This is a genomic window from Bradyrhizobium sp. 25ACV (genome assembly GCF_054863005.1).
Genome location: NZ_JAVAYO010000001.1, coordinates 402,060 through 413,595 on the forward strand (window position 1 = coordinate 402,060; position 11,536 = coordinate 413,595).

Genomic DNA, 11,536 nt, shown 5'->3' on the forward strand with positions numbered 1-11,536 from the left:
CGCCTTTGCCCACGCTGCGGTAGCCGTGCGTGTGGCAGCACTCCGCGCCATCCCTCAATGAAAATCCCGCGATGGCGGCAGGATGCGGACGTTGCGGGGGTGGCGGTGTTTTTGCGCCGGCATGTCCGTGAGCGCGCGAGGGTCTTCGTTGAGCGGCTCGATCACCGTGGCGCCTGATGGCACCGGATGCTTGCGGCTCAGGGCGTCGTTGGCGAGGCCGACCAGATCATGCGAGCGGTCGACCATGCGCTGGGCGATGAGATGCGTCACCTTTTCGGGACTGCTCTGGATATAGCCCTCGACCAGGATGAGGCGCGCGCCCATCACCTCCTTCCGGTACTGCTCCATGATCTTGGGCCACACCACGACATTGGCGATGCCGGTTTCGTCCTCCAGCGTCATGAACACGACGCCGCTGGCGCTGCCCGGCCGTTGCCGCACCAGCACCACGCCGGCGCAGCGGACGCGGCGGCGCTCGTTCTCGTGACTGATATCCTTGCAGGCGACGACGCGCTCGCGCGAAAACATCTCGCGCAAGAATTCCATCGGGTGCCCCTTCAGCGATAGCCGGATGGTCTGGTAGTCCGCGACCACCTGCTCGGAACGCGGCATCACCGGCAGCGGTTGCGCGTGCTCGTCCGGCTGCTCGCGCGCGGTCGCCACCTCGAACAGCGGCAGCGGCACGTCGTCGGGCAGCCGCCGCACCTGCCACAGCGCCTCGCGACGGTCGAGCCCGAGCGAGCGAAACGCGTCGGCATCGGCCAGCAGGATCAGCGCGCGCTTGGGCAGGCCGGTGTCGCGGGCGAAATCCTCCAGCGAGGTGAAAGGACGTCGGTTGCGGGCGGCGATGATGCGGTCGGCCCAGTCTTCCTGAGTGACATAGACCTTGCCTTGCCGCTTCGCCTGCTCCTTCTTGAGGGCCTCCTCATCAGGATCGAGCCAATGGAAGCCGTCGATCTGGCGAAAGCCAAGGCGGACGGCACAATATTTTTTGTCGGTGTTCTCCAGCGTATTCTGCGCAAAGCTGTAGGACACATCGATGTCGCGCACCTCGACGTCGTTCTTGCGGGCGTCGCTGACGATCTGTGCGGGTGCATAAAAGCCCATCGGCTGCGAGTTCAGGAGTCCACAGCAGAAGGCGTCGGGGTGATGATATTTCAGCCATGACGAGATGTAGACGAGCTGGGCGAAGCTCGCGGCGTGGCTCTCCGGGAAGCCATAGGAGCCGAAGCCCTTGATCTGGTCAAAGCAGCTTCTGGCAAAATTGGCATCGTAGCCGCGCGCGACCATGTTGCCGATCAGCTTCTCCTCGTATTGGCCAATGGTGCCGACATTCCGGAAGGTCGCCATCGAGCGGCGCAGGCCGTTGGCTTCCTCGGACGTGAATTTTGCCGCCTCGATCGCGATACGCATGGCCTGCTCCTGGAACAGAGGCACGCCCTTCGTCTTGTGCAGCACCTTGTAGAGCTCGTCCGCGGAGCCATGCTCGGGCGATGGCGAGGGATAGGTCACTTTCTCAAGCCCGTTCCGCCGGCGCAAATACGGATGCACCATGTCGCCCTGGATCGGTCCCGGTCGCACGATCGCGACTTCGATGACGAGATCGTAGAAGGTCCGCGGCTTCAGGCGCGGCAGCATGTTCATCTGGGCGCGGCTCTCGACTTGGAATACGCCGAGCGATTCCCCGGCGCACAGCATGTCGTAAACTTTGGGATCATCCTGCGGGACACTCGCCAGCACAAAACGCTCACCCTTGTGCTGATCGATCAGATCAAAACATTTGCGGATGCAGGTCAGCATGCCCAGCGCGAGCACGTCGACCTTCATCATGTTGAGCGCATCGACGTCGTCCTTGTCCCATTCGATGAAGGTGCGGTCGTCCATCGCCGCGTTGCCGATGGGGACATAGGTGTCGAGCCGGTCCTGCGTCAGCACATAGCCGCCGACATGCTGGGACAAATGCCGCGGGAATTCGATCAGCTCGGTCGCAAGCTCGACCGCAAGGTTGATCATGGGATTATTGGGATCGAGCCCGGCCTGCCTGACCTGCATGTCGTTGAGGCCCTTGCCCCAGCTGCCCCAGACGGTGTCGGCGAGCGCGGCGGTGACGTCCTCGGTCAGGCCCAGCGCCTTGCCGACGTCGCGGATGGCGCTGCGCGGGCGATAGTGGATGACCGTTGCGATGATCGCAGCACGATGGCGGCCGTAGCGGCGATAGACATATTGCATCACCTCCTCGCGCCGGGAATGCTCGAAATCGACGTCGATGTCGGGCGGCTCCAGCCGCTCCTTGGAGATGAAGCGCTCGAACAGCAGATCGACCTTGGTCGGATCGACCGAGGTGATGCCGAGCACGTAGCACACGGCCGAGTTCGCCGCCGAGCCGCGGCCCTGGCACAAAATGTTCTGGCTGCGCGCGTAGTGCACGATGTCGTGCACGGTGAGGAAGTAATGCGCGTATTTCAGCTCGGCGATCAGCGCGAGTTCTTTCTTGAGCGTGGCGCGCAGCTTGTCGTCAATGTTCTCGATGCCGCCAAAGTATTTATCGACGCCCGCCCAGGTCAAATCCTCCAGATGCCCTTGCGCGGTCTTGCCCGGCGGCACCGGCTCGTCCGGATACTGGTATTTGAGCTGGTCGAGCGAGAAGTCGATCTTCCCCGCAAAACGCATGGTCTCCGCGATCGCCTCGGGGATATCGCGGAATAACCGCGCCATCTCCCTGGGTGTTTTCAGAAAGCGCTCGGCATTGGCTTCCAGCTTCTTTCCGACCGCCTCGATCGTGGTCTTTTCCCGAATGCAAGTCAGCACATCCTGAAGCGGACGGCGGCCGGGATCGTGATAGAGCACATCGTTGGTCGCGAGCAGCGGCACTTTTGCTTTGGCCGCGAGGTCATCGAGCCGCGCCAGTCGGCGCCGGTCGTCGCCGCGATAGATCAGGCTCGCCGCCAGCCACACGCCTTCGGCGCGGCTCGCCCTCAGCTTTGCAAGCACATCCAGCGCCTGCGCCGGCTCGAAGCGATGCGGCAACGTCAGGGCCAGGAGCTGGCCTTCCGAAAATTCCAGGAGATCGGCAAAGGTGAGACGGCACTCGCCCTTCTCGATCCGCGTGATGTCGTCGCCGCGCTTGCCTTTGGTCAGGAGCTGGCAGAGCCGGCCATAGGCGGCGCGGTCGCGCGGGTAGACAAAAATGTCGGGCGTGCCGTCGATGAAGACGATGCGCGCGCCGATCAGCAGCTTCGGCTTGTGCAGCACCTTGTCATTGTCGAGCTCATTCCAGGCCCGCACCACGCCGGCGAGCGTGTTGTGATCGGCGATTCCGATCGCGGGAATGCCGAGCTTGCTCGCCTGATGCACATAGGCGCGCGGATCCGAGCCGCCACGCAGGAAGGAGAAATTGGTGGTGATGCCGATTTCGGCATAAGCGGGGCTATTCATGCGAAGAGACCGTGCACATACCAGCCGGGAGAAGCAGGCTCGCCGTCGCCGTCGAACACCTCCCCCTCGTAAAGTCCGTCGCGAAAAATCCAGAAGCGCAGGCCCTCGGCGTCCTCGATGCGAAAGTAATCCCGGGTCAGCTGCTTGCCGTCCTGCCGCCACCATTCCATCGCGATACGCTCGGGTCCTTCCACCCGCACCACGGCATGCAGCGCGCGGCGCCAGGTGAACTGATGCGGCGGACCATCCGGCACGGCCGCGAACGGCACCTTGATCGGCTCCGGCTTGTCGAACAGCCTCAAGGGGCGCAGCGGCGGCTCGCTCTCGGTCCGTGCCGGCCATTCAGCCTGCATGGCAGCAGCGAGATGATGCTGCGCCGGCGCGGCCATCACCGCACATTCGGGGATATGGGTATCCTCAGGCAGGTGCACGACGACGCGCTTTCCGCCGATGCGCGCGGCGATGCGGTCGATCAGCGCGGCAAGCTCGTCATTGTCGTGGACATGGGCGTCGAGATCGCGCTGCTCCTGCACCACGATCTCGGTGCGGCTCGCCGACAGCCGCACCATGTCGAAGCCGAAACCGGGATCGAGGGGATCGGCGAGCGCATCGAGACGCTCGCGGAACAGACGATCTATCACCGCGCTTCGCGTCACCGGCCGCCCGGTCTCGACCATGATCGCGCGCACCACGCCGTCGGTGCGGAAGAACGCGGCTTCCAGTCGGCGCGCGCCCTTGCCCTGTTTCTCCATCGACGCGATCAGCGTATCGGCGAGCCGCGACAGCGTCATCGCGATCATGGTGTCGGTCGCGATCGGCTCGGCGAAACGCTTCTCGACGATGTAATCGGGCAGCGGCTTTCGCGGGTTGATCGGCGCATCACCCTGCCCCAACGCATGCGCGAGCAAGGTTGAGAACCGCGCCCCGAACCGCGCCGTGATCTCGCTCGGCGAGCGCGCAGCGACGTCGCCGATGGTCTTGAGGCCGGCGCGGCGCAGGCCGGTGGTGATGGCCTCGCCCGCACCGAGCGCGGACACCGGAAACCGGCTGATCGCCCTCGCCTCTTCGCCATCGGCAACGATGGTGCCCGTCGCCTGCCGCGTCAGCGTACGCGCGCAGACCGAGGTGCCGGCGATGGCCGCGCTGACGGCAAAGCCTTGTCGGCCGAGCGCACGAACCAGCGCTTGCAACAGCGCAGCCTCGCCGCCGAACAGATGCGCACAGCCGGTGATATCGAGGAACAGCCCATGCGGCGGATCGAGCGCCACCAGCGGCGTGAAGCGGTCGCACCAGTCGGCGATGTCGCTAAGCGTCTTCGCATCGGCCGCGACATCAGCATCGAACACGCGCAAATCCGGGCACATCGCCCGCGCATTGGCGAGCGGCTGACCGATGTACAGGCCGAGACGCTCGGCAGCCTCGTCCAGCGCATGGATCACCAGCGCATTGTTGTCCTTGATGACGACGATGCTCGGCTCATTATTGGTTTTACCCAGCCCGGCGCTGTTGAAGAACCGCTGGATCCGGTCGATGGGCAGTCGTGGCAGCCACAGGCTGAGAATACGTCGACGGTTCACTGAACTGGCACTCATCACAATTCCATTCCATGATCCACCGGCCGCACGGGCCATGACGATTACGCAAGAGTTCGGCATCGAAGCGCGGCGCGCCCCATGCGTCCCACACCGACCCCGGCGGCGAATGCGCCGCGCGCAGCATCCACCTGGTCTCCGCGGTCGAAGGCAGCGGCTGCGCCGCCATCCGCAGCATCAGGCCGGTGACACCGGAGCCTTGCGCGGCCAGCGTCAGCTTGCGGCTCGCCACGAGATCGAACTGCCTGGTCTCGCCCCAGAGCTCGAGCACGACGGCGCCCAGCGCATCGCAGGCGAGCGCATCGGCCGAGGTGCGCAGCGCGCTCTCGACATCGGCGGCGCGCACCATCACCACGCGGCGCGGATCGAGGCCGAGCTCGGCGATCCCGCTCATCGACAGCGCGCCTGCCTCTATCTCCAAGAAATCCTGCCGTACCCACAGCAGCGGCCGCTGCGCCGAGACGCGCCCGGCAAGCCCCATGACGAAGCCGGTCGCGGCCGTCCCCTGAGACCCAGTGCAAAACACCTCGTGGATCGCCGCGCGCGCGAGCCCGCCCTTCAGCGCGTTGTCGGCTTCGCTGTGACCGAGTGCGACGCGATCGTGCTGATGCACGACCTCCGCGGTCTCGATGCGCTCGATCTGGCCGCGCAAGGTCGCAAGCGCGCTTTGACGTGCGCCGCTCATGCTCGCCGCTCCTTCAGAGGTGATTGCCGATGGCTCTCAAAAAGAGAACCAGCGGCTGGCTCATTTGTTCATGATATGTTCTAATATAAAGCTAACGGCGCGTAGAGAGTCAATCGAATTGGCGCGCAAATAGATTCATGAGTTGAATCAAAGGGATTCCAAGATGGACGTACAACGCAAGCTGGAAATCCTGGCGGACGCCGCCAAATACGACGCGTCCTGCGCCTCCAGCGGCACCGAGAAGCGGGATTCCAGCGACGGCAAGGGCATGGGGTCGACCGCGCCCGGCATGGGCATCTGCCATTCCTACGCGCCTGATGGACGCTGCATCTCGCTGCTCAAGGTGCTGCTGACCAACGCCTGCAATTACGATTGCCTCTATTGCGTCAACCGCGCCTCCTCGAACGTGCCCCGCGCCCGCTTCACCGTCGACGAATTGGTCAAGCTCACGCTCGACTTCTACCGGCGCAATTACATCGAGGGTCTGTTCCTCTCCTCCGGCATCATCCGCAGCCCCGACTACACCATGGAGCAGGTGGTGAGCGTCGCGCGAAAACTGCGCGAGGAGCATCACTTCCGCGGCTATATCCATCTCAAGACCATTCCCGAGGCCGATGATGCGCTGATCGCGGAAGCCGGCAAATATGCCGATCGTCTCTCCATCAACATCGAGATGCCCGAGGAGACGAGCCTGCAGCAATTCGCGCCGGAGAAGGACGTGCGCGCGATCCGCCGCACCATGGGCCGGCTGCGGCTGAAGCTGGACGAGGCCGAGGAAGGCCGCAGCGCGAAGACCAAGGCAAAGCCGCAGCGTTTCGCGCCAGCGGGCCAAAGCACGCAGATGATCGTCGGCGCTGATGCTGCCTCCGACCACACCATTCTCCACACCAGCGCCAATCTCTACGGCGCCTACCGGCTGCGGCGCGTCTACTACTCCGCCTTCAGCCCGATCCCCGACGCCAGCCGCGCCTTGCCTCTGGTGCAGCCGCCGCTGCTGCGCGAGCACCGGCTCTACCAGGCCGACTGGCTGATGCGGTTCTACGGCTTCGACGTTGCGGAGATCGTCGACGACAGCGCGATGCTGCCGCTCGACATCGATCCAAAACTGGCCTGGGCGCTACGCCATCGCGACCGCTTCCCGCTCGACGTCAACCGCGCCAGCCGCGAGGAGCTGCTGCGCGTGCCGGGCTTCGGCACCAAGGCGGTCGAGCGCATCATTGCAACACGGCGCACCACCACGATCCGCCTCGCCGATCTCGCCCGGCTGCACGTGCCCAAGCACAAGGCATTGCCATTCATCGTCCTCAGCGATCACCGGCCCTCGCCGCATCGTCTCGATGCCGCCGGGCTGATCGAGCGCTTCAAGCCGAAAGCAACTCAACTGGGGTTTGGCTTCTGATGCAGTACATCACCCTCGACACCGAAACCGATTTCGACGGCTGGCGCAAAGCCGCGCGCAGCCTCGTGCTTCATCACGCGCAGCCCACCGATGTCACCTGGACCGTGCAGGGCGGCGAAGCCGATTTGTTCGCACCGCCCGCGCCGTCTCCAATCCTCGAGGTGAACGACGGCACCTTCAATGTCTCCGCAAAATTCGTCGAACTAGCCCAGGCCGCAATCCTGCATCGCGATGGCGAGCGCTTTGCGATCCTCTATCGGCTGCTGTTTCGGCTGAAGGACAACCACGATCTCATCGAGGTCGCGACCGACCCTGACGTCGCGCAAGTTACGGCGATGGCCCGCGCGGTCCATCGCGACGAGCACAAGATGCACGCCTTCGTCCGCTTCCGCGAGATCGGCAGGGAACGCGAGGCGCATTACGTCGCCTGGTTCGAGCCGGAGCATCACATCGTCGAGCTCGCAGCTCCGTTCTTCGCAAAACGCTTTGCCGACATGCCCTGGTCGATCCTGACGCCGGACCTCTGCGCACATTGGGACGGCCACGCGCTCGCGTTCACGCCGGGAGTCAGCAAGAGCGAAGCACCGGGCGAAGACCGGCTGGAGGAAACCTGGCGGCGCTATTACGCCAGCATCTTCAATCCGGCCCGGCTCAAGGTGAAGGCGATGCAGGCCGAGATGCCGAAGAAATATTGGAGGAACCTGCCCGAGGCTTCGATCATTAAGCCCTTGATCGAGGACGCCGAACGCATGACCGGCACCATGATCGCCAATGCCGCAACCGATCCGCACAAGCCTCAGAAGCGGCCGGAGGCTCCGATGAAACGCAAGCGAGCTGCCGACGATCTCGAAGCGCTCCGCGAGGAGGCCGCGCATTGCCGCGCCTGCCATCTCTACAAGGACGCGACCCAGACCGTGTTCGGCGAAGGCCCGAGATCCGCCAACATCATGCTGGTCGGCGAGCAGCCCGGCGACAAGGAAGACCTCGCCGGCCATCCCTTCGTTGGTCCGGCCGGCCAGATGCTCGACCGTGCGCTGGAGGAGGCCGGTGTCGATCGCAAGAAGGTCTATGTCACCAATGCGGTGAAGCACTTCAAATTCGTACCGCGCGGAAAGATCCGCCTGCACCAGAAGCCGAATACGCCTGAGATCCGAGCCTGCCGGCAATGGTATGAGCGGGAAGTCTTGGCAATTCAGCCTGATCTGATCGTGGCGATGGGCGCTACCGCCGCGCAAAGCGTGTTCGGCAAGATCACTCCCATCGGCAAGACCCGCGGCCGGCTCATCGATCTTCCCGACGGACGCAAAGCGCTGGTGACGGTGCACCCGTCCTATCTGCTGCGGCTGCCCGATCCGGAAGCCAAGGTTCTGGAATATCAGCGCTTTGTCGAAGATTTGAAGATCGCTGCCGGCTTGCAGAAGAAAGCCGCGCGGGCCGCCTAAATACTGGCAGGAAAACGGTTTTCAACCGCCGCTTGTCATCCAGCCTTCAAATCCATCGCGGACAATACCCTTACTTCAAAGTTAAGGGGCGTCCAGACATGACCGATGTAGCATTCGACCGCGCGGTAGCCGATCCCGCGCCGATCCAGCCGGCCTCGCGGCCAAATCTCGACAAGGGCTTCAATCCGCTGACGATGATCCTGTTCTTCGGCATCCTCGCCGCGGGCCTGCTGTTCGTCGCCTACAGCATCTATGTCGACGTCAACGCGACCGGCGCGCGCGTGACGAGCTACCTGCCCTACATCCTGTTGTTCGTCGCACTCCTGATCGCTCTCGGCTTCGAATTCGTCAACGGCTTCCACGACACCGCCAATGCGGTGGCGACCGTGATCTACACCCATTCGCTGCCGGCCGAAGTCGCGGTGATGTGGTCGGGCTTCTTCAACTTCCTCGGTGTGCTCATGTCCTCCGGCGCGGTGGCGTTCGGCATCGTCTCGCTGCTGCCGGTCGAACTGATCTTGCAGGTCGGCTCCAGCGCCGGCTTCGCGATGGTGTTCGCGCTGCTGATCGCCGCGATCCTGTGGAATCTCGGCACCTGGTTCTTCGGCCTGCCCGCCTCCTCCTCGCACACGCTGATCGGCTCGATCATCGGCGTCGGCGTCGCCAACGCCGTCATGCGCGGCCGAGACGGCACCTCGGGCGTGGACTGGACCAAGGCGACCGAGATCGGCTACGCGCTGCTGCTGTCGCCGCTGTTCGGCTTCATCTGCGCCGCGACGCTGCTGCTGCTGCTCAAGTTCATCGTACGCAACCCGGCCCTGTATGCTGCGCCCGAAGGCAACAAGGCGCCGCCGCTCTGGATCCGCGGCCTCTTGATCGCGACCTGCACCGGCGTCAGCTTCGCGCACGGTTCGAACGACGGCCAGAAGGGCATGGGCCTGATCATGCTGATCCTGATCGGCACCGTGCCGACCGCCTATGCGCTCAACCGCGCGCTGCCGGAATCCCAGGTCGCCCAGTTCCAGAAGGTCTCGGATGCCGCGTCCAAGGTGATCGCGGCCAAGGGTGCCGGTCACTCGATCATCGGCGATCCCCGTCCTGCGGTGACGCAGTACATCACCTCGCACCACATCAGCGAAGGCACCTACCCCTCGCTGTCGGTGCTGGTGAAGGATGTCGGCGACCAGGTCGCGAAATACGGCACGCTCAACAAGGTGCCGGCGGAAGTGGTCGGCAACACCCGTAACGACATGTACCTGACCTCGGAAGCGATCCGCTTCCTGATGAAGGACAAGGAAAACGACCTCAACAAGGACGAGGTTGCGACCTTGAACGCCTACAAGGGCGGGCTCGACAGCGCCACGAAGTTCATCCCGACCTGGGTGAAGGTCGCCGTCGCCATCGCGCTCGGCCTCGGCACCATGATCGGCTGGAAGCGCATTGTGATCACGGTCGGCGAGAAGATCGGCAAGAGCCATCTGACCTACGCACAGGGCGCCTCGGCCGAGCTGGTGGCCGCCGCTACGATCGGCGCCGCCGACGTGTTCGGCCTGCCGGTCTCCACCACCCACGTGCTGTCGTCCGGCGTCGCCGGCACCATGGCCGCCAACGGCTCGGGCCTGCAAATGGCGACCATCCGCAATCTGCTGATGGCCTGGGTGCTGACGCTGCCCTGCGCGATCATGCTGTCGGCCACGCTCTACGTGATCTTCTCGCGGATCTTCTGAGCGGATTGCATCACTCAAAAACAAAGGGCCCGTGCGATGCACGGGCCCTTTTCATTTGTGCTTCGACGCCCTTCACGACGCCGCCAACGATTCCTCCACCAGCTTGACCCAGTAGGACGTGCCGAACACGATCGCCTCGTCGTTGAAATTGTAGGCGGGGTGATGCAGGCCGGCGCTGTCGCCGTTGCCGCAGAAGATGAAAGCGCCGGGGCGCGCTTCCAGCATGTAGGCGAAATCCTCGCCGCCCATCAGCGGCGGCATCTCGTGCACGTTGGCATCGCCGGCAACCTGCTTCGCAATGCGCCGCGCCACCTCGGTCTCCGCGGCGTGGTTGTTCACGACCGGATAGTTGCGCTGGTAGCGCAGGTCGATCTTGGCACCGGTGATCTGCGCGACGCCCGCCACCACTTCATGCACGCGCTTCTCGACCAGCTTGCGCACCTCGGGCGACAGCGTGCGGATGGTGCCCTTCAGCGTCGCGGTCTGCGGAATGACGTTGCGGGCGTTGCCGGCGTGGAATTCGCAGATCGAGATCACGGCCGATTCCAGCGGATCGACGCTGCGCGCGACGATCGACTGCAGGGCGGTGATCACCTGCGCGCCGACCAGCACGGAATCGATGCATTTGTGCGGACGCGCGGCATGACCGCCGAGACCCTCGATCATGATGTCGACCTCATCGGTCGCCGCCATGATCGGACCCGGCCGGATCGCGAACGAGCCGATCGGAATACCGGGGCCGTTGTGCATGCCGTAGACCTGCTCGATGCCGAAGCGCTCCATCAGGCCGTCCTTGACCATGGCCGCGCCGCCGGCGCCGCCCTCCTCTGCGGGCTGGAAGATCACGACCGCATCGCCGGCGAAATTGCGGGTTTCGGCGAGGTAGCGGGCGGCCCCGAGCAGCATCGCAGTGTGGCCGTCATGGCCGCAGGCGTGCATCTTTCCCGGGGTCTTGGAGGCGTAAGGCAGGTTGGTCTGCTCCTCCACGGGCAGCGCATCCATGTCGGCGCGCAGGCCGATGGTCTTGAGCCCCTCGCCGGCCGGCTTGTTGCCCTTGATCACCCCGACCACGCCGGTCTGGCCGAGCCCAGTGACGACCTGATCGCAGCCGAACTCGCGCAGCCGGTCCGCGACGAATGCTGCGGTGCGGTGGACGTCATACAGCAGCTCGGGATGCTCGTGGATGTCCCGGCGCCAGGCCTGAATATCGGGTTGAAGGTCGGCGACGCGGTTCACGATGGGCATGGAGGGTCTCA

The 11,536-nt window shown here is 64.4% G+C and carries 7 protein-coding genes; 3 read left to right on the forward strand and 4 right to left on the reverse strand.

Features of this window, described 5'->3' with window-relative positions:
- Positions 1 to 54: 54 nt before the first annotated feature.
- Genes RAD04_RS01760 through RAD04_RS01770 form a run of 3 tightly spaced genes read right to left on the reverse strand, consistent with a single transcriptional unit; the run spans position 55 to position 5,712 of the window.
- Positions 55 to 3,435: an error-prone DNA polymerase gene (locus RAD04_RS01760; RefSeq protein ID WP_461622374.1), complete on the reverse strand. Its 3,381-nt coding sequence runs from the start codon at positions 3,433 to 3,435 to the stop codon at positions 55 to 57.
- Positions 3,432 to 5,027 carry a Y-family DNA polymerase gene (locus tag RAD04_RS01765; RefSeq protein WP_461622375.1) on the reverse strand — a complete coding sequence of 532 codons (1,596 nt, stop codon included), beginning with the start codon at positions 5,025 to 5,027 and terminating at the stop codon, positions 3,432 to 3,434. Before RAD04_RS01765 ends, RAD04_RS01760 begins: the two co-directional genes overlap by 4 nt.
- Positions 4,924 to 5,712: an ImuA family protein gene (locus RAD04_RS01770; protein WP_461622376.1), complete on the reverse strand. Its 789-nt coding sequence runs from the start codon at positions 5,710 to 5,712 to the stop codon at positions 4,924 to 4,926. The genes RAD04_RS01765 and RAD04_RS01770 overlap by 104 nt, the downstream gene beginning before the upstream one ends.
- 163 nt (positions 5,713 to 5,875) lie before the next feature.
- Here RAD04_RS01770 and RAD04_RS01775 point away from each other — a divergent pair, with 163 nt between their 5' ends.
- The 3 genes from RAD04_RS01775 (at position 5,876) to RAD04_RS01785 (ending at position 10,280) form a co-directional block, all read left to right on the forward strand.
- A complete protein-coding gene (locus RAD04_RS01775) occupies positions 5,876 to 7,111 on the forward strand; it encodes a putative DNA modification/repair radical SAM protein (protein ID WP_461622377.1) in 1,236 nt (411 codons plus the stop codon).
- Positions 7,111 to 8,553, forward strand: coding sequence for a UdgX family uracil-DNA binding protein (locus RAD04_RS01780; RefSeq protein WP_461622378.1), 1,443 nt, complete (start codon positions 7,111 to 7,113; stop codon positions 8,551 to 8,553). Before RAD04_RS01775 ends, RAD04_RS01780 begins: the two co-directional genes overlap by 1 nt.
- Before the next feature lie 98 nt (positions 8,554 to 8,651).
- Positions 8,652 to 10,280: an inorganic phosphate transporter gene (locus RAD04_RS01785; RefSeq protein WP_461622379.1), complete on the forward strand. Its 1,629-nt coding sequence runs from the start codon at positions 8,652 to 8,654 to the stop codon at positions 10,278 to 10,280.
- 72 nt (positions 10,281 to 10,352) lie between these two features.
- Here RAD04_RS01785 and RAD04_RS01790 read toward each other — a convergent pair whose 3' ends face one another.
- Positions 10,353 to 11,525: a M20 aminoacylase family protein gene (locus tag RAD04_RS01790; RefSeq protein WP_461622380.1), complete on the reverse strand. Its 1,173-nt coding sequence runs from the start codon at positions 11,523 to 11,525 to the stop codon at positions 10,353 to 10,355.
- Positions 11,526 to 11,536: the final 11 nt, after the last annotated feature.

Coding starts and splice junctions, on each gene's coding strand:
- RAD04_RS01760 (WP_461622374.1), bottom strand. CDS start 3,435: ATGAATAGCCCCGCTTATGCCGAAATCGGCATCACCACCAATTTCTCC.
- RAD04_RS01765 (WP_461622375.1), bottom strand. CDS start 5,027: ATGAGTGCCAGTTCAGTGAACCGTCGACGTATTCTCAGCCTGTGGCTG.
- RAD04_RS01770 (WP_461622376.1), bottom strand. CDS start 5,712: ATGAGCGGCGCACGTCAAAGCGCGCTTGCGACCTTGCGCGGCCAGATC.
- RAD04_RS01775 (WP_461622377.1), top strand. CDS start 5,876: ATGGACGTACAACGCAAGCTGGAAATCCTGGCGGACGCCGCCAAATAC.
- RAD04_RS01780 (WP_461622378.1), top strand. CDS start 7,111: ATGCAGTACATCACCCTCGACACCGAAACCGATTTCGACGGCTGGCGC.
- RAD04_RS01785 (WP_461622379.1), top strand. CDS start 8,652: ATGACCGATGTAGCATTCGACCGCGCGGTAGCCGATCCCGCGCCGATC.
- RAD04_RS01790 (WP_461622380.1), bottom strand. CDS start 11,525: ATGCCCATCGTGAACCGCGTCGCCGACCTTCAACCCGATATTCAGGCC.